General features: G+C 62.2%; 19 protein-coding genes. 5 read left to right on the top strand and 14 right to left on the bottom strand.

The genetic code is table 11. From position 1 onward, the window contains the following. Positions 1-57 precede the first annotated feature (57 nt). From ACODTO_RS21390 to ACODTO_RS21350, 9 genes are all read right to left on the bottom strand, one after another. Entirely contained in the window at positions 58-822 is a 765-nt protein-coding gene (locus ACODTO_RS21390; protein ID WP_139647481.1) for an ABC transporter ATP-binding protein, read from the bottom strand. A gap of 13 nt (positions 823-835) precedes the next feature. Next, positions 836-1,954, bottom strand: coding sequence for a succinylglutamate desuccinylase/aspartoacylase family protein (locus ACODTO_RS21385; RefSeq protein WP_175364213.1), 1,119 nt, complete (start codon positions 1,952-1,954; stop codon positions 836-838). Between the two features lie 18 nt (positions 1,955-1,972). Continuing rightward, a complete protein-coding gene (locus tag ACODTO_RS21380) occupies positions 1,973-2,683 on the bottom strand; it encodes an ABC transporter permease (RefSeq protein WP_024780118.1) in 711 nt (236 codons plus the stop codon). Further along, on the bottom strand, positions 2,680-3,408 hold the full coding sequence (locus tag ACODTO_RS21375) for an ABC transporter permease (protein ID WP_041022874.1): 729 nt from the start codon (positions 3,406-3,408) through the stop codon (positions 2,680-2,682). The genes ACODTO_RS21380 and ACODTO_RS21375 overlap by 4 nt, the downstream gene beginning before the upstream one ends. Before the next feature lie 57 nt (positions 3,409-3,465). Continuing rightward, entirely contained in the window at positions 3,466-4,248 is a 783-nt protein-coding gene (locus tag ACODTO_RS21370; protein ID WP_139647485.1) for a transporter substrate-binding domain-containing protein, read from the bottom strand. A gap of 384 nt (positions 4,249-4,632) precedes the next feature. Next, the gene (locus ACODTO_RS21365) at positions 4,633-6,321 is read right to left on the bottom strand and encodes an ATP-dependent DNA ligase (protein ID WP_489107013.1); all 1,689 of its coding nucleotides are present in this window, start codon (positions 6,319-6,321) and stop codon (positions 4,633-4,635) included. Then, positions 6,318-7,343: a ligase-associated DNA damage response exonuclease gene (locus tag ACODTO_RS21360; RefSeq protein WP_139647489.1), complete on the bottom strand. Its 1,026-nt coding sequence runs from the start codon at positions 7,341-7,343 to the stop codon at positions 6,318-6,320. The genes ACODTO_RS21365 and ACODTO_RS21360 overlap by 4 nt, the downstream gene beginning before the upstream one ends. Before the next feature lie 146 nt (positions 7,344-7,489). After that, entirely contained in the window at positions 7,490-9,940 is a 2,451-nt protein-coding gene (locus ACODTO_RS21355) for a penicillin acylase family protein (RefSeq protein ID WP_489107012.1), read from the bottom strand. Between the two features lie 286 nt (positions 9,941-10,226). Next, positions 10,227-10,871 carry a glutathione binding-like protein gene (locus ACODTO_RS21350; protein WP_139647493.1) on the bottom strand — a complete coding sequence of 215 codons (645 nt, stop codon included), beginning with the start codon at positions 10,869-10,871 and terminating at the stop codon, positions 10,227-10,229. Positions 10,872-11,026: 155 nt separating this feature from the next. Here ACODTO_RS21350 and ACODTO_RS21345 point away from each other — a divergent pair, with 155 nt between their 5' ends. After that, on the top strand, positions 11,027-11,584 hold the full coding sequence (locus ACODTO_RS21345) for a cysteine hydrolase family protein (protein WP_489107011.1): 558 nt from the start codon (positions 11,027-11,029) through the stop codon (positions 11,582-11,584). 147 nt (positions 11,585-11,731) lie between these two features. Here ACODTO_RS21345 and ACODTO_RS21340 read toward each other — a convergent pair whose 3' ends face one another. The 4 genes from ACODTO_RS21340 to ACODTO_RS21325 form a co-directional block, all read right to left on the bottom strand. Continuing rightward, entirely contained in the window at positions 11,732-11,935 is a 204-nt protein-coding gene (locus ACODTO_RS21340) for an SEC-C metal-binding domain-containing protein (RefSeq protein WP_003198420.1), read from the bottom strand. 5 nt (positions 11,936-11,940) lie between these two features. Beyond that, entirely contained in the window at positions 11,941-12,426 is a 486-nt protein-coding gene (locus ACODTO_RS21335) for an LEA/WHy family protein (RefSeq protein ID WP_489107010.1), read from the bottom strand. A gap of 63 nt (positions 12,427-12,489) precedes the next feature. Then, positions 12,490-12,966, bottom strand: a complete 477-nt coding sequence (locus ACODTO_RS21330; RefSeq protein WP_139647683.1) for a YchJ family protein — start codon at positions 12,964-12,966, stop codon at positions 12,490-12,492. A gap of 14 nt (positions 12,967-12,980) precedes the next feature. Continuing rightward, entirely contained in the window at positions 12,981-13,478 is a 498-nt protein-coding gene (locus ACODTO_RS21325) for a DUF6231 family protein (protein ID WP_175386019.1), read from the bottom strand. A 191-nt stretch (positions 13,479-13,669) separates the two neighbouring features. Here ACODTO_RS21325 and ACODTO_RS21320 point away from each other — a divergent pair, with 191 nt between their 5' ends. From ACODTO_RS21320 to ACODTO_RS21310, 3 genes are all read left to right on the top strand, one after another. Beyond that, positions 13,670-14,365: a PA1041 family peptidoglycan-binding anchor lipoprotein gene (locus ACODTO_RS21320; protein ID WP_047701917.1), complete on the top strand. Its 696-nt coding sequence runs from the start codon at positions 13,670-13,672 to the stop codon at positions 14,363-14,365. Positions 14,366-14,535: 170 nt separating this feature from the next. Beyond that, the gene (locus ACODTO_RS21315; RefSeq protein WP_175364221.1) at positions 14,536-14,808 is read left to right on the top strand and encodes a DUF1145 domain-containing protein; all 273 of its coding nucleotides are present in this window, start codon (positions 14,536-14,538) and stop codon (positions 14,806-14,808) included. Beyond that, entirely contained in the window at positions 14,801-15,559 is a 759-nt protein-coding gene (locus ACODTO_RS21310; RefSeq protein ID WP_139647505.1) for a collagen-like protein, read from the top strand. The genes ACODTO_RS21315 and ACODTO_RS21310 overlap by 8 nt, the downstream gene beginning before the upstream one ends. Before the next feature lie 123 nt (positions 15,560-15,682). Here ACODTO_RS21310 and ACODTO_RS21305 read toward each other — a convergent pair whose 3' ends face one another. Further along, positions 15,683-16,147, bottom strand: coding sequence for a CopD family protein (locus ACODTO_RS21305; protein WP_489107009.1), 465 nt, complete (start codon positions 16,145-16,147; stop codon positions 15,683-15,685). A gap of 98 nt (positions 16,148-16,245) precedes the next feature. Here ACODTO_RS21305 and dinG point away from each other — a divergent pair, with 98 nt between their 5' ends. Then, positions 16,246-18,390 (top strand): ATP-dependent DNA helicase DinG, encoded by a 2,145-nt coding sequence (gene dinG, locus ACODTO_RS21300; RefSeq protein WP_139647509.1) that lies wholly within the window; start codon positions 16,246-16,248, stop codon positions 18,388-18,390. Positions 18,391-18,402 lie beyond the last annotated feature (12 nt).

Genomic DNA, 18,402 nt, shown 5'->3' with positions numbered 1-18,402 from the left:
CCCAGCGGGGATAAATCCCCTCGCCACACGTTTTTCACCCTGTTCTGGTATAGGGTTCTATTTCAGGTTGCCACTGAGGAACTGCTTCAGCCGCTCGCTCTTCGGGTTGCCCAGCACGTCTTCCGGCGCGCCTTCTTCCTCCACCCGGCCCTGGTGCAGGAAGAGCACCTGGTTCGAGACTTTGCGAGCGAAGCTCATTTCGTGGGTCACCATGATCATGGTCCGGCCTTCTTCGGCCAGCCCCTGGATCACCTTCAACACTTCCCCTACCAGTTCCGGGTCCAGGGCCGAGGTCGGTTCGTCGAACAGCATCACCTCCGGCTCCATCGCCAGGGCCCGGGCGATGGCCACGCGTTGCTGCTGGCCGCCGGACAGGAACGCCGGGTACTGTTCGGCCACGCGCGGCGCTAGGCCGACCTTGTCGAGGTAGCGGCGGGCACGTTCATCGGCTTCCTGCTTGCTGATGCCCAGCACCCGGCGAGGCGCCATGGTGATGTTTTCCAGCACGGTCATGTGGCTCCACAGGTTGAAGTGCTGGAACACCATGGCCAGGCGCGTGCGGATGCGTTGCAGTTCATCGGCGTCGGCCACGTGCATACCGTGGCGGTCCTTGATCATCTGGACCGACTGGCCGTCCAGGCTCATGGCGCCGTCGTTGGGTTGTTCCAGGAAGTTGATGCAGCGCAGGAAGGTACTCTTGCCCGAGCCACTGGCGCCGATCAGGCTGATGACGTCGCCAGTCTTGGCCTTGAGCGAAACGCCCTTGAGCACCTGATGTTCGCCGTAGCTTTTATGCAGGCCTTCGATGGTCAGTTTGTACATGGAACAGGCATCCTCAAGGCGAAAGTAGGTAGCCGCTGCGATAGGCTTCGGCGCCGGCGACGTGGGCGATGACCATGCCGGCGGTGGCCATGCGACGCAACGAGCGGGCGTACATCAGCCCGGCATTGCAGCAGTGAACGGAGGTGACGGTGTCGTTGACCGGGTCGATGATTTCCGCCACCAATTGACCGGCCTCCAGGTATTCGCCCGGCAAGGCGGCGTAGACCAGCAGCCCGCCCACGGGGGTCGCCACCGGTTCGACGCCGGCCAGCGGCGTGGCCGGATAAGGCAGCTCGGGCAGGGGCACCGCTTCGCCGTCGATGGCGCCGTAATGGATCAGGTATTCGATCAGGGCCTGGCAGTCGAGACTCGCCAACCCATGGTTGACGTCGCCCTGGCCGCGCAATTCGACGGTGACGGAAAAACTGCCCAGGGGAATCTCGAAGCGCTCGCCGAAGCGCTCCTTGAGCTGCCACCAGAGCAGGGTGAAGCATTCATCGAACGACTGGCCGCCCGAGTCGGTGGCCAACAGGCTGGCCTCGGCGCCGATGTAGCGGGCCAGCGGCTCGACCTGGGGCCAGGCTTCCGGCGTGGTGTAGAGGTGCGCCACGGCTTCGAAATCGCAATGCAGGTCCAGCACCATGTCGGCGTCGCAGGCCAGCCGTTGCAAGACCAGGCGCTGGGATTGCAGTTGCGTGGAAGCGGTCTGCCGGGCGAGAGCATCGCGCAGGCTGGTGCGGATCAGCATCAGGTTGTGCTGCGGATCCTGGGTGAGCAGGTCTTCGATCTCGTTGCCGACTTCCTCGCTCAGGTCGAGAAAGCGACGGTTGAAGTTTTGCCCGCTTTCCAATTCGTAGCGACCCAGCGGCACGTCCATCAGCACTTGTTCGAGGCCGATGGGGTTGGCCACGGGCACCAGGACGATTTCGTGTCGCAGGTGGCCGGACGCCTCGAGCTCCGCCAGGCGTTGCTTGAGATGCCAGGCCACCAGCATGCCGGGTAGTTCATCGGCATGCAGGGACGACTGGATGTAGATTTTACCGACGGCTTTTTCCGGGCCGAAGTGAAAGCTATGGATCTTGCGTGCGGTCCCCGGCAGCGGGGCCAGCAAGTCATGGATCTGGTGGCGCATTTGCTTGTGTGTCCTGGACTAATGAGTCGGCCCGAGAAAGGCCAGCCAGCGGCGCTCGGCGAGGCGGAAGAGGCCTACCAGTGCGAAGGTGACGGTCAGGTAGATCAACGCGGCGATCCCGAACGACTGGAAGGTCAGGAAGGTGGCCGAGTTGGCATCCCGGGCCACTTTCAGCACGTCTGGAACGGTAGCGGTGAATGCCACGGTCGTCGAGTGCAGCATCAGGATCACTTCGTTGCTGTAGTAGGGCAGCGAGCGCCGCAGCGCCGAAGGCATGATCACATAGGCATACAGCTTCCAGCCGGTCAGGCCATAGGCCTTGGCCGCTTCGACTTCACCGTGGTTCATGCTGCGGATCGCCCCGGCAAAGATTTCCGTGGTGTAGGCGCAGGTGTTCAGGGCGAAGGCTAGGATCGTGCAGTTCATCGCATCGCGAAAGAAACTGTCGAGCAAGGGTTGGGCGCGCACCGCCGCGATGCTGTAGATACCGGTGTAGCAGATCAACAGCTGGATATAGAGCGGTGTGCCGCGGAACAGATACGTGTAGAACTGCACCGGCCAGCGCACGGAGCGCTTGGGCGAAACCCGGGCGATGGATAGCGGGATCGAGACCAGGAAGCCGATCAGCAGCGAGGCGCTGAGCAGCCACAGGGTCATCGCCAGACCCGTAACGTTGACACCGTCACTGTAGAGGAACGGCCGCCAGTACTCTTGTAGAAGCTCGATCATCGCACCGCCTCCCGTGCTCCGGCGGCGTAGCGGCGTTCAAGCCTGCGCAGAATGAAGTTGGACGCGCTGGTAATCAGCAGATAGATCAGCGCTGCCAGCACCAGGAAGTAGAACAGTTGATAGGTGCTCTTGCCCGCATCCTGGGCCGCCTTGACCAGATCGGCCAGGCCGATGATCGACACCAGCGCGGTGGCCTTGAGCATCACCATCCAGTTATTGCCGATACCCGGGAGGGCAAAGCGCATCATTTGCGGAAACACCACGAAGCGGAAACGCTGGCCACGCTTGAGGCCATACGCGGTGGCGGCTTCGACCTGGCCCCTTGGCACCGCGAGGATCGCGCCGCGGAAGGTCTCGGTGAAGTACGCGCCATAGATGAAGCCCAGGGTAATCACCCCGGCGCCGAATGGGTCGATCTCGATGTATTCCCATTCCATGAAGTCGGTAAAAGAGGTCAGCCAGGTCTGCAGGCTGTAGAAAATCAGCAGCATCAGCACCAGGTCCGGCACGCCGCGAATCAGCGTGGTGTAGAGCTGGGCGGGGATTCGCAGCAGTTTGACCGGAGACAGCTTGGCGCTGGCGCCCAGCAGGCCGAGCAAGATGCTCAATAATAGCGACAGGGCCGCCAGTTTGATGGTCATCCAGGTGCCTTGCATCAGCAGCGGGCCAAAGCCCTGCAGGCTGAAGGCGGAGAGCCCCAGATTTTGTAGGAGTTGTTCGAGCATGGAAGAGGCCTTTGGCAGTCAAAAAGCGCCCACCCGTAACCGGATGGGCGCCACGCATTATTTGCCGCTGTACAGATTCAGATCGCCAAAGTGTTTTTTCTGGATTTCGGCGTATTTGCCGTCGTCGTGTAACGCTTTGATACCTTTATCCAAAAGAGCCTTCAGCTCTTTGTTACCTTTGTTGATACCGATGGCCGTCTTGGCCGGCAGCAGTTCGCTGTCCACCGGTTTGCTGACTTCATAGTCGGCGCCCTTTGGCGATTTCATGAAGCCCAGCTCGGCTTGCAGCATGTCCTGGATTGCCGCATCAAGGCGGCCGGAGGTCAGGTCGGCATAGACCTGGTCCTGGTTGGCATAGGCCTGGGTCTTGACGCCGGCCTTGTCCAGCACGGCCTTGGCGTAGGCTTCCTGGATGGTGCCTTGCTCATAGCCGACGGTCTTGCCTTTGAGCGAAGCGACGTCCGCGCTCAGGCCCGAGCCTTTCTTGAACACATAAGCCGTTGGGCCGGAAAACAGTTCGCTGGAGAAGTCGATGACTTTCTCGCGGGCCGGGGTCACGGTCATGGACGAGATCACGCCGTCGAATTTCTTCGCCTTGAGGCCCGGGATCATGCCGTCGAAATCGCTTTCGACCCACTTGCATTTGACCTTCAGTTCCTCGCAGATCGCATTGCCCAGGTCGATATCGAAACCTACCAGGCTGCCATCGGCTGCCTTGGATTCAAATGGGGCATAGGACGGGTCGACACCAAAACGCAGTTCCTTGTATTCCTTGGCCGTGGCGGCGCCGGCGGCCATGCACAATGCCAGTGCAGAAAGGGTCAGCAGTGCTTTTTTCATTATCGAGTCCCTAAAACCATGATGAGCGCTTGTGGCGCATGAAGTTTTGTTACCGGTGCAGATAAGAACGGTAAGACGGCATAAAGGTAGCAATTTCCGAACCACAGTGCCGAACGAGCGTTTTAAAAAGCTTCGGCGACAGGCAGTGGAACGCGTTGGTGCGCGGATGAGATCGTACAACAAAAGGTGCACTGGGATGGTGCTTCGCAGGGTCGGCAAGGAGCATGTTCTGTGGCGAGGGGATTTATCCCCGCTGGGCTGCGCAGCAGCCCCCGAAAGCTGGATAGCAATATCAGGCTGATTGGGTACAACCCTTTAGGGCTGCTGCGCAGTCCAACGGGGATAAATCCCCTCGCCACAATTGATAGTGCAGCTACAGAGAGGTTATTTCAGCAGATCCTGGAGCGTTGCCAGAGTATCGGCTTCGTCAACGGTCTTGTCCTGGCGCCAGCGCAGCATCCGCGGAAACCGCACCGCGATCCCGCTCTTGTGGCGTTTGGACAAGGCAATGCCCTCGAAACCCAACTCGAAGACCAGAGTGGGCGTAACGCTGTTGACCGGGCCGAACTTCTCCACGGTGGTCTTGCGCACAATGCTGTCGACCCGGCGCATTTCTTCATCGGTCAGCCCCGAATAGGCTTTGGCGAACGGCACCAGACTGCGCTCGCGGCTGCCCGGTGGGTTGTCCCAAACGGCGAAGGTGTAGTCGCTGTACAGGCTGGCGCGTCGGCCGTGACCGCGCTGGGCGTAGATCAACACGGCGTCGACGCTGAACGGGTCGATTTTCCATTTCCACCACACGCCCATGTCCTTGGTCCGGCCGACGCCATACAGTGCGTTGCGCGCCTTGAGCATCATGCCCTCAACACCGAGGCTGCGGGACGCTTCGCGCTGGCGGGCGAGGTCGAGCCAGTCCTGGCCGGCGACGACTGGCGACGGCAGCAGCACCGGGCTTTGGGAATCCGCAATCAGGGCCTCCAACTGCTCACGGCGCTCGGCCTGGGGGCGGCTGCGCCAATCCTCTCCTTGCCATTCCAGCAGATCGTAGGCCATCACCACCACGGGCGCGTCTTCGAGGACTTTTTTGCTCAGGGTCTTGCGGCCGATGCGCTGTTGCAGCAGGGCGAACGGTTGTACGGCCGGTTGCAGCGGTGCATCGGCATCGAAGGTCTCCTCGGTCACCGGTTGCGAGGTTTTCCACACCACGATTTCGCCGTCGATCACTGTGCCGTCGGGCAGCACCGATGCCAGGGTGTGCAATTCAGGGAAGCGCTCGGTCACCAGCTCTTCGCCCCGGGACCAGACCCACAGATGGCCATCGCGCTTGATCACCTGGGAGCGGATGCCATCCCACTTCCATTCCACTTGCCAATCACTGGCCGGCCCCAGCAGCGCGTCGAACTGTTCGGCCGGGGCGGACAAGGCGTGGGCCAGGAAAAACGGGTACGGCTGACCGCCGCGTTGGGCATGTTCGTCCTTGGATTCGGCGGCGATCAGCTTGAGATAACCCTCGGCCGTCGGGCGATGGGACAGGTCGGTGTAACCCACCAGACGCTGGGCGACCCGTTTGCTGTCCAGCCCGGCCATCCCGGCGAGAGCCCGGGTCACCAGCAGCTTGGACACCCCGACACGGAAGCTGCCGGTGATGAGCTTGATGCAGAGCATCAGGCTCGAGCGGTCCAGTTGTGCCCACAAGCTCGGCAGTCGCAGCGCCAATACTTCAGGCGTCTCGCCGCGCAACGGCAGTAGCTTCTTTTCTATCCAAAGCGCCAGGCCTTCGGTAGAGGTATGGGGGGATTCCGGTAACACCAGGGAAATGGTTTCGGCCAGGTCACCCACGGCCTGATAACTTTCTTCGAATAGCCAGGGCGACAACCCGGAGACCTGTACGGCCAGGTCCCGGAGGATTTTCACCGGTACCAGTTGTCGTGGGCGGCCACCGGACAGGAAGTACACGGCCCATGCTGCATCCTGGGGCGGAGCCTGGGTGAAGTAGCGTTGCATGGCGGCCAGCTTGGCATTGCTGGAGGTGGTGGCGTCCAGATCGGCGTAGAGCTCGGCGAAGGCTTTCATGCTGCGCCCTCGCCGGTGGCAGGGGAGACGTCTTCTTCATCGTCGCCGTATTCAGTGCTGAAACCCTGTGCATCCAGGCCGAGTTCGCACAAATGCCGCACCAGCACGCTCACCGACCCGTGCGTGACCATCACCCGCTCGGCGCCGGTCTGTTCGATGGCCCAGAGCAGGCCGGGCCAGTCGGCGTGATCGGAAAGCACGAAGCCCCGATCCACGCCGCGCCGCCGTCGGGTGCCCCGCAGGCGCATCCAGCCGCTGGCGAAGGCATCGCTGTAGTCGCCGAAACGGCGCATCCAGCTGCTGCCACCGGCCGACGGCGGGGCGATGACCAGGGCCTGGCCCATGATCGGGTCGTTCTTCTGGATGTCACCGGCGTAAATCGTCGGCGGCAAATGAATCCCGGCCTCGCGGTAGACCCGGTTCAACGGCTCCACCGCCCCATGGGCGAGGATGGGGCCCAGGCTGGCGTCGATGCCATGGAGAATCCGCTGGGCCTTGCCGAAGGAATAGCAGAACAGCACGCTGGCCCGGTGGGCGGCGATGTTCGCGCGCCACCACTGATTGATTTCGTCGAATACCTGCGCCTGGGGCTGCCAGCGATAGATGGGCAGGCCGAACGTGGATTCGGTGATGAACGTATGACACTTCACTGGCTCGAACGGCGTGCAGGTGCCGTCGGGTTCGACTTTGTAGTCTCCGGATGCCACCCAGACCTCGCCTTCATGTTCCAACCGTACCTGGGCCGACCCCAGCACGTGCCCGGCGGGGTGAAAGCTCAAGGTCACGCCGTGATGTCGCAGGCGTTCGCCGTAGGACAGGGTGTGCAGATTGATGTCCTGGCCCAGTCGCGAACGCAGAATGCCTTCACCGGGAGCGGCTGCCAGGTAATGTTGATTGCCGCCGCGGGCATGGTCGCCGTGGGCGTGGGTGATGACCGAGCGCTCAACCGGACGCCAGGGGTCAATGTAGAAATCCCCGGGCGGGCAGTACAGGCCTTCGGGGCGGGCAATGACAAGATCCATGCAATCACCGGGGCGATGGGCTTGTCAGGTAGAGGCGATGGCGGGAAGAGAAGTTCTATCGGGTTTGGGTACGACAAGATCAGGAGACAAGATAGACAAATGTGGCGAGGGGATAAATCCCCTCGCCACAGGGAGGAGTATTGCAGTTACTTACCCGGCACCAGGGTCAGCCGAGCCTTGCCATACGCCCGGTCAAAGTTCTGCGGTTGCAGCGGCAGGTTCTGGTACTGCCCCTTGATCCACGAATCGATGCCGATGAGGTAGTTGGGACTGGCCGCGTTGCCCGACTGGCCAATACCGCCCTGGACCATCAACGGTTCGGGTTGGCCGAAGTCGACGATAAAGCGCATGTCCGGTGCCTGGGTGGCGTTGAAGTCCTGGCCCCAGGCGAATGCCGCGACGTTGAGCGAGGTGGCATCGCCGCCGGCCGAGAGCGGGCCGCGTACGACCTGGCCGCTGCCGTTCTTCCACGCGTAGCTGTGCAATTTGCCCCACTGCCAGGCCTTGTGGTCGCCGCCCAATTGGCTGTCACCGGCACTGATGGTCGCCGCCAGGCTGCGGGCGAGGATAACGGCCTTGTCTTCTTTCTGCGGTGTACGCACGTCGTCCCAGAACGGGCTGTCTTCGCGTCCCAGCAAGTGATCGGCCTGGGCCGAATAGGACCGTTGGCCGTTGGCAACCAGCGCTTTCCACGCCGGGCTGCTTTCCGGGCCCAGTTCGTCGAGGAAGATCTGCTTCATGCTTTCTTGCAGGAACAGTTCATAAATGGCCGCGTCGGCGGAGGTCGGGTTGAGCCGGCCATCGAACGCCATCAGGCGGGTATAGGCTTCGCGGGCCTTGGCCCGGTCAGCCACTGGCAGGGCTTCGATGGCCTGTTTGAGGGGCTGGGCCATGCCAGGGGCTTCAAAGACTTTCTTGAGTTTGGCCGCGAATGTCGTGACCTGGTCGTATTGCATGGCGGTCAGGCTGCGGATGTCGTGCTTGCTGGCGCCGGCCAGTTCGGCCAGGCGCTCGCCACGTTCCGGCGCGGCCCAGGAGTTGGACAACTGCATGCCATAGCCGTGGGGAATGACCCGCTGGTTGGCGTTACCCAGCCAGCCCTGGCTCGGATCCTGATCGTAGGGGTGCGCCATCGGATCGGCGTAGCCCTCCCAGTCGTAGCGACCGTCCCAGCCCGGCGATGGCAACAGGCCTTCGCCTTCGCGGCGGTTCGGATAGCGCCCGGTGACTTGCCAGCCGATGTGGTTGGCGTCGGCAAACACCAGGTTCACCGCCATGGCCCGGATTTCACGGCTGGCGTCGGAGGCTTTTTCGGCGTTCTGTGCCCGGGACAGGTCGAAGAACGCGTCCAGGGTTTTGTCGTCGGTGAAGCCCGGCGTCTGCAAGGCCAGGCCGAAGCCATTGGCCATGGCCGGCCCCTGGACGCTGTTGAGCAGTGGGCCATGACGGGTTTCGTACACGGCTTCGCGAATCGACCGCTGACCTTTGATGAAGTAGGTTTCGTTGCGCACCGTCGCTGGCTGCCATTTGCCGTTGACCTCGTAGGACAAGCCGTTGCCCTGGCGTCGGATTTTCTCCAGGAACAGGTCCTGGTTGTCCCCCTGCACGTTGGTCATGCTCCAGGCCACGTCACCGTTGTAGCCCGCCAGAATCAGGGGAATGCCAGCCACGGAGACCCCGGCGGCCTGATACTTGGGCGCGCGGATCTGCACCACACTCCACAGCGACGGCACGCTCAGCGGTCCATGACTGTCGCTCGCCAGCAGGCTCTTGCCGTTGCGGCTGCGTTGCGGCGCCATGGCCCAACTGTTCGAAGACGTGGCGCCCAGCAGGTTCAGTTCGGTCAACTGGCGGGTGGCGTTATTGATTTCGTTCAGGCCTGGGATCTGGCCGTTGAGCCGGACACCCTGGAACTTGTCGGCTTCGCCTTGGGGCAGGGGTTCGTCCGGGTAGGACGGGTTCAGCCAGGCCAGTTTGTCCTGGCTGACCGTCTGGGCCATGACCAGGGCCGCGATTTCTTCTGGCAGGTTGGCCGACTGGCTGAAGTTCAGCAGGCAGAACATCAGCGCCGAATCTTCCGGTTTCCAGTATTCGGGCTTGTAACCGGTGGCGGCCAGGTCCGACGGCAGTTTGTCGCGGTAGCGGAACAGGTAGGCGTTGACGCCGCGGGCATAGACTTCGAAGAAGCGCTTGAGCCGCGGCGAAGAGGCCTTGTACAACTCGTCGGCACTTTTCTTCAGATTGACCGCACGCATGTAGCGGTCGACGTCCAGCCGTTCGGCCCCGGACATTTCCGCCAGCCGACCCTGGGCCAGCAGGCGCATGGTCACCATCTGGGTGATGCGGTCGCTGGCGTGGACGTAGCCGAGGGCGAACAACGCATCATGGAAGCTGCTGCTTTCGATCAGCGGCATGCCCATGGCATTGCGCCGAACCGAGACGTTCTGCGCCAGCCCCTTGAGTGGTTGCACGCCGGAAGTCGGAGGGACAGTGTCCTGGGTATTCCAGGCCTGGCAACCGCTCAAGCCGAGCACGCTGGCCACGGCGGCGGCAACGCCGAACCGGGGAAAGAAGAAATTAGAGGCTGGCGAGGCCATGACAAAGCTCCTGCGGGAGGGGGGGCGGCAAATAAAGGCGCTACGTTAGTGAGCAGGAGAGGGCCGCGCAAGCGGGGGCGGGGGTTATTTGTTGATTTGGCGATGAAACTCCGTACTCGGCGGTACGCCTGGTTTTCTGTGGCGAGGGGATTTATCCCCGCTGGGGCGCACAGCGGCCCCAACCCCAGCAACTCGGTGTACCAGCCTGAGTCTGGAGGGGGCCGCTTCGCAGCCCAGCGGGGATAAATCCCCTCGCCACAGATAAATCCCCCTTGCCACAGGTTGCTCAGGGCTTCGGTGGATTGATCTTATCCACCAGCGCATAGGCCCTTACCGTGGCCGGGCGCTCCTTGATGCGATTGAACCAACGCTGCAGGTTCGGGAAATCCTCCAGCCGCTGGCTCTGCCATTGATGGGAGACCGTCCAGGGGTAGATCGCCATGTCGGCGATGCTGTACTCGCTACCTGCCACAAAATCGCGGTCCGCCAGGCGTCGATCCAGCACGCCATACAGGCGGGCGGTTTCATCGACGTAGCGCTTGATCGCGTAGGGAATCTTTTCCGGAGCGAACCGGCTGAAGTGATGGTTCTGCCCGGCCATCGGCCCCAGGCCGCCCATCTGCCAGAACAGCCATTGCAGGACTTCCTGCCGTCCGCGCAGGTCCTGTGGAATGAAGCGACCGGTTTTTTCCGCCAGGTACAGCAGGATCGCGCCCGACTCGAACAGCGAGATCGGTTCGCCACCGTCGGCGGGCTCCAGGTCGACAATGGCCGGGATGCGGTTGTTGGGGGCGATCTTCAGGAAGTCCGGCTTGAATTGCTCGCCCTGGCCGATGTTGACCGGATGTACCTTGTAGGGCAGGCCGGCCTCTTCGAGGAACAGCGAGATTTTATGGCCGTTGGGGGTGGTCCAGTAATACAAGTCGATCATGGAAGGCTCCAGATAAGACAGCGTGATGGATGGACAACAAACGACGGCAGGAAGTTGTCCTCTTTTGCCCGAAGGCTTGCCTGTGGAAGGAGGTGATGTTCCAGTGGGGGAAATTCAATGGTCGGGCAAGCGAAAAACGGAATGGAGCAGTAGACATGGCGCTAGCGAACAATGCAGCGTTGATCCTCATCGATCAACAGAAAGGCATCCTGCATCCCAGGCTCGGTCCTCGCAACAACCCCGAGGCAGAGCTGCGCATGCTCGAACTGCTGGCTTTCTGGCGAGATTCGGCGCGGACGGTGATCCATGTCCATCACCTGTCCCGCTCGCCGGATTCGGTGTTCTGGCCAGGGCAGCAGGGAGTGGAAGTCCAGGAGCGGTTCGAACCGCAGGAAGGGGAGTGGCTGATCCACAAGGACGTGCCGGACGCGTTCTGCGCCACTCACCTGGAGGCTGACTTGCGCCAGGCAGGGATCGGGCAACTGGTGATCGTCGGCGTGGCGACGAACAACTCGGTGGAGTCCACGGCGCGTACGGCAGGCAACCTGGGTTTCGAGACCTGGGTGGCCGAGGACGCCTGTTTCACCTTCGACAAGGCCGACTATTTCGGCCGGGCCCGTTCGGCCGATGAGGTGCACGCCATGTCCCTGGGCAACCTGCATGGCGAGTATGCGACGGTGGTCAGTGTGAAACGGATTCTGGAGGCGGGCTGACAAGGCTGTGTCGGTCTCATCGCGAGCAGGCTCGCTCCCACAGGGGATCTGCGGCGTTCACACATCTGACGCCTGTCCTGATTCCTGTAGGAGCGAGCCTGCTCGCGATGACGATTCAACCGGCGAAGACACGCTCCGCCGCAGCCATCAAGCCCCGTGGCACTTCTTGAATTTCTTGCCGTTGCCGCAGGGGCAAGGGTCGTTGCGGCCGACATCCTTCAAGGCGTTGCGCACCGGCTCCTGATGGGCGTGGCCGCAGTTCGGACCGTGGACGTGGCCGTGGTCATGATCGTGGTGATGGTCGTGATCGTGGTTGCAATCAGGGCCGTGAACGTGGGGTTGCTGGGTCATCGGGGTTACTCCGCAATAAAATCGGCGGCGATTATCACGCCATTGCGTTTCAGGTGCACGTAGTGGGCGATGAATAATCCGGTTTCCAGCTCACCTTCCAGACGATAGGGGATCTGCTGGCGGGGTTTCTCCAGCAGTTTCACCACTTCCCGCACCTGCGGCCACAGGTTGGTGCGGATCGGTATCTTGAAATAGCCACTTTGCCCGGGAGGGACGGTGAACCAGTGCTCATGCTCACCTTCGGTCAACAACAGGTCGCCCAGATGGATCCGGTAGGTCAGGCCGCGCACGGTCAGGTCGCTGTCGCCAGGGTTGTCGACTCGCAAATGCAGCATGAACCGCTGTTCCAGCAGCCGGGCTCGCACCACCTCGACCTTGACCAGGTGTACCTGCGGCTCGGATGCTTCGTCGGTTTGCCAGGACGCACAGCCACCGAGCCCCATAAACAGTAACAGGCAGGTGATGCGTAGCGTGTGTAATGAATGGGTCATGTCCGCGCCTCTGATTCCATTCTAGCCCGTTGATAAAGGGGCAAGCGTCGGACGTTTCCGAAATCAGCGAGCGAAGTAGCCTGCACAACATTTCTTGAATTTGTGCCCGCTGCCGCACGGGCAACTGTCGTTGCGTCCGGTCTTGACCGGCACGGTCGGGTCGATGAAGTACCAGCGCCCACCGTTCTGTACGAACGACGACTGTTCGCGGTGGCTGTGTTCTCCCTGGCCATCGTGCCAACGCGCGGTGAAGGTGACAAAGGCATGCTCCGGCTGCCCACCGAACACCTCGCTGCTTTCCACCTCGAGCCCCAGCCAGGTGCTTTTGCTGCTCCACTCAGTGATGGACAGGCGATCGAGACCCGCCTGCTGGGCGGGCAAGGTGGTGTCCACCAGGTAATCCACCAGCCCCAGCACATAGGCGCTGTAGCGCGAGCGCATCAGGGCTTCGGCGCAAGGAGCCGGGTGCCCGTCGTGGTAATGGCCGCAGCAGGCGTTCAACGGGTTGCCACTGCCGCAGGGACAAATGGTTGCGTGCAGGCTTGTGTTCACAGCTACCACCAGTATTTTCCGAAGTTTTCGGGGTTGGCCCAAAAACGTGAATTGAGCCAATCGGGGACTTGTTTGTATTCAAGCAGATCGTAGGTGAACAGGGTCAGCACCTGTTCTTCGCGCTGGAACCGCTCGCTGGCTTGCAGGGCCAGGGAAAAGAAGTCCGTTTCTTGCCAGCCACAGGCGTTGAGATCAGCCAACACGGCGATACGGCTGGCGTTGAGATTACGGATACCGCCCAGCAGGTTCAGACCGTCGCGCTTGGGCACATGTTCCAGGCAATCGAGTGCCAGGGCCAGGTCGAAGCGCTGTCCGGCCACCTCCACCGGCAGCGGGCCGGGAGCGACCTGGACCACTTCGGTGTCGGGATGTGCCTGCTGGAACGCCTCGAGTGCGGGAAAGCTGCTGGCACCGATCAACAGCAGTTTTCGCGGGGCGTAACGGTCAAGCACGGCGGCCAGTGCTTGCTGGGGCGTGCGCGATGAAATGGCAACGGTCATTGAGATTCCTCGATCAGAACCGCCACGATAGCCTGCCTGGACAACGTGGCCTAGAGCGGTTTGCATTAAAACGTGCCGAACGGCCGCAAACACTGGGCAAAATCCGCGATAGCGCGGTGCTGGCGCAGATCCGAACTCGGGTCTTTACTCCCCAGAATCGGTGCAAAGCCGATCCCTCAAGGAGAAACCTGATGAGCATAGTTCGGACAGCGTTACCCCTGGTTCTGCTAACCGGTGTGTTGACTGGTTGCGCAGGTTTGCAAAAAACCGACTGGCCGACCTGTGCGGCCGTCGGCGGCGTGGTTGGTGCGGGATTGGGCGCCACTGAAAGCACCTCCTGGGCCGGCTACGGTGCGCTGTTCGCCGGCAGCATGGCCGCAGCCTATTGCTGGGTGCACGGAGACGGTGATGAAGACGGCGATGGTGTGCCCGACAGCCGTGACAAGTGCCCGGGCACCCCGAAAGGCGTGCAAGTCGACGCAGACGGTTGCCCGCCGCCCGCCCCGGCGCCGATGGCCGAGGAGCCGGTTGTCGTCAAAGAGGAAACCATCGTGGTTCGCGATGTGCATTTCGAATTCAACAAGTCCACGTTGACGGCGGCCGACAAAGAGGTGCTGAGTGGCGTTGCGACCCGTCTGAAACAGGAGTCGTCTACTGCACAGCTTCGGGTGACCGGTCACACCGACAGCGTTGGTAGCAATGCCTACAACCAGCGACTGTCGGAGAAACGGGCCAATTCCGTGGTGCAATACCTGGTCGAAAGCGGCGTGCCTCGCGCCAGTTTCGTCTCGGTGGCCGGTGCCGGTGAGAGTCAGCCGGTAGCCGACAATAAAACTGCCGATGGACGCGCCATGAACCGTCGCACTGAAATCAAGATAAACCGCTGAACCTCCAGTGATGGAGGGCTTGCCGTGGCGGGGAAGTATGCTCGCCACGGCAAGCTTTGCAGCCCATACCTGGGCTCTTGTCACATAGATTAAATTTGCTCCGCCCTCTGGCTTAACCAGCGCGCAAGCCGTTACTGTGCGTGCAAAGAATAATGTTCACCGGGGGGCGTATGAAGGTGTTTTGGGGGCTGGGGCGCTTGTTGACCCTGTTGTTCTGGCTGGTGGTGCTGGTCAACCTGGTCGTGCCGTTCGTCCATCCGCTGCATGTGCTGGTCAACCTCGCCGGGGCGCTGTTACTGGCGGTCCATTTGCTTGAGCTGCTGCTGTTCAGGGCCAGTTTTCGTGGCTTGCCTTCTCCCGGTCGTGAACGCCTCAGAGTGCTGCTGTTCGGCATCTTCCATCTGCAAACCCTTCCGATCGCCGCAGAGGCCTCCCATGCGTAAATTGTGTCTGCTCGCTGCCCTTGTGTGCCCATGGGCTTGTGCTCAAGTACTCCAGGTAGAAACCCACTCGTTGATGCGTCTGCCCAATACCGCCAGTACCCTGACCCTGGAGCGGCTGGACGTGGCCGATTACGCCACGTTGCTGGTGCCGTCGAACGTCACTCAATTGTCCATCGGCCAATTGCACCTGGGGCGCGAGGCGCGGATCGCCATCGTGCCTTCGCAGCAGCCGCTGGCAATGAGCGTTACCCAGGCTGAACTGGCGGATGGCAGCCAGATCACTTCCCGCGGCGCGCCGGGCACCTATACGAAAGCTGCGCGGCCGGGACGCGATCTCAACCTGCGTTTCAATGCGTTGAATGCGCCGGTGCTGTCGGTGGATGCCCGTGGCGGCACGGGTGCGCCAGGTTATGTGGGCCTCGACGGCGCCAACGGGCAGGCCCCGGGTTGCACCTGGGGTTCGGCCGGGCGTGGTGCCGATGGCAGCAATGGCAGCGATGGCCAGCCGGGGGCGGCCGGTGCGCTGGTGCGTCTCGAACTGCCCCGTGATTACCCCGCCGAGCAGATCAAGGTCGTGGTCGATGGCGGAGCCGGTGGCGCGGCGGGTCCCGGTGGCAAGCCCGGCGTCGGCGGCAAGCCCAAGGGCTGTTTCGTCTACACCGCCGACGGCGGTAAAAGTGGCCACCCCGGAGCCGCTGGCCAGCCTGGGCCTGCCGGAGCGGCGGGCACAGTGACCGTGCAACGATTCTAAGTCCAGGAAATAAACCCTGTGGGAGCGAGCCTGCTCGCGATAGCAATCCATCAGTCACATCAGGGCTAACTGACCGGACGCTATCGCGAGCAGGCTCGCTCCCAGAGGGGCTGGACGCAGTCTTCAGAACATCGGCCGGGCCGCGGCAATCGCCACCACCAGCAATCCGATCAGCAGATTGATTCCCACCAGCTTGCGGATTCTCCCCAGGGTCGACGCAGCGGTCGGCCAGTCCTGCGCCGTCACGGCGCTACGCAATGCCGGCAACTGCAAGCTCTGGATACGGATGAACAGCGCCGTCATCACCACATACAGCCCCATCATGACCTGTACGTAACGCGGTGCCGTTTCGAAACCGGCGAAGCGCACATGGATCAGGCCGACGCCGCTGATCGGCAAAAGCACCACCGCCACCCAGACCCAGATGAAAAAACGTTGAAACACTTCTACCCACAGTTTCAGCCGGGCAGGGCCCTCAAGCGCCGCCATTGCGGCGGGGCGCAGGATCATCCAGGCGAAGAACATACCGCCGACCCAGACCAGGGCCGCCAGCAAATGCAGGGTGTAAATGAAAGCAAAGGGTGTCATTGAGTTACTCCGTTCTGCGCAGGATTCATTAGCGGGGTATGATAGCCGCCGATCCGAACCACTGAAAATTTATCCAGCGTTTTTAGCGCCCGACATTCATGATCAGCACCGAACTCAAAACCACGATCCAGGGCGCTTATTCGCGTTTTCTCGAAGCCAAGAGCCTCAAGCCGCGTTATGGCCAGCGCCTGATGATCGCCGAAGTGACGAAAGTCCTGGGGGACATCGCCACCGATGACGAAGGCCGGCGTGGCGGCGATCCCGCCGTCGTGGCGGTGGAGGCCGGTACCGGTACCGGCAAGACCGTTGCCTACAGCCTGGCGGCGATCCCGACGGCCAAGGCCGCCGGCAAGCGCCTGGTCATCGCCACGGCCACCATCGCCCTGCAGGAGCAGATCGTCTTCAAGGACCTGCCCGACCTGATGCGCAACAGCGGGTTGAACTTCAGCTTTGCACTGGCCAAGGGGCGGGGGCGCTACATGTGCCTGTCCAAGCTCGACATGTTGCTGCAGGAAGGCCAGGCACAGACGGCCACGGCCCAGTTGTTCGAGGAAGAAGGCTTCAAGATCGAAGTCGATGAGGCCAGCCAGAAGCTGTTTACCAGCATGATCGAGAAACTGGCCGGCAATAAGTGGGACGGCGACCGCGACAGCTGGCCCACCACCCTGGAAGATGCCGACTGGGCGCGTCTGACCACCGACCATAGCCAGTGCACCAACCGTCATTGCCCGAACTTCGGCCAGTGCGCCTTCTACAAGGCCCGCGAGGGCATGGGCAAGGTCGACGTCATCGTCACCAACCACGACATGGTATTGGCCGACCTGGCCCTGGGCGGTGGCGCGGTGCTGCCGGACCCGCGCGATACGATCTACGTATTCGACGAAGGCCACCACCTGCCGGACAAGGCCATCGGCCACTTCGCCCATTACACGCGGTTGCGTTCCACCGCCGACTGGCTGGAAACCACCGCCAAGAATCTCACCAAGCTGTTGGCCCAGCATCCACTGCCGGGCGACCTGGGCAAGTTCATCGAGCAAGTGCCGGAGCTGGCGCGGGAGATCAAGACGAACCAGCAGTTCATGTTCACCGCCTGCGAGCAGGTGGCCGACTTCAAGCCGGGTGAGGATGTCGAGGGTCGCGAGCGGCCACGCCATCGTTTCGTCGGCGGCATCATCCCCGAACACATGCGTGAAATGGGCATCGAGCTGAAGAAGGGCTTCGCCCGCCTGACCGATCTGTTCACGCGCCTGACCGACCTGCTCAAGGAAGGGATGGATGGCGAGGTCAATATCGGTATCGCCAGCAACCAGGCCGAGGAATGGTACCCGCTGTTCGGCAGCCTGTTGTCCCGCTCCCAGGGCAACTGGGAGCTGTGGACGGCCTTCACCACTGAAGACCCGGAGGACAACCCGCCGATGGCGCGCTGGTTGACCCTGGCCGAAAGCGGTTCGCTGTTCGATATCGAGGTCAATGCCAGCCCGATCCTGGCGGCGGACATGCTGCGTCGCAATCTGTGGAACGTGGCCTACGGGGCTTTGGTGACGTCCGCCACCCTGACCGCGCTGGGCACCTTCGATCGTTTTCGCATGCGTGCCGGCCTGCCGAAAACCGCCGTGACCGCCGTGGTCCCGAGTCCGTTCCATCACGCCGACGCCGGTGTGTTGCGGGTGCCGGATCTGAAGGCCGATCCACGGGACGCCGCCGCGCACACCGCTGCGATCGTCCGTGACCTGCCGGAACTGGTGGAGGGCTCGCGGGGCACCCTGGTGCTGTTTTCCTCGCGCAAACAGATGCAGGACGTGTTCGACGGCCTCGACCGTGACTGGCGCAAGCAGGTGTTCATCCAGGGCAACCTGTCGAAGCAGGAGACCCTGAACAAGCACAAGGCGCGGGTCGATGGCGGGGACTCCAGCGTGCTGTTCGGCCTGGCGAGCTTTGCCGAAGGGGTGGACCTGCCCGGTGCCTATTGCGAGCACGTGGTGATCGCCAAGATCCCGTTCTCGGTCCCGGACGACCCAGTGGAAGCGGCATTGGCCGAATGGATCGAAGCCCGCGGCGGCAATCCATTCATGGAGATCTCCGTGCCGGATGCCTCGCTGAAACTGGTCCAGGCCTGCGGCCGTCTGCTGCGTACCGAAGAAGACCGCGGCACCATCACTTTGCTCGATCGTCGACTGGTGACCCAACGCTACGGCAAGGCGATCCTCAATGCGTTGCCGCCGTTTCGGCGGGAAATTTCCTGATATCGACGGCAC

It is taken from the genome of Pseudomonas sp. FG13 (assembly GCF_057809755.1).
Note: the sequence above shows the minus strand (reverse complement) of the source record. Positions and strands in the feature narration are given on the sequence as shown.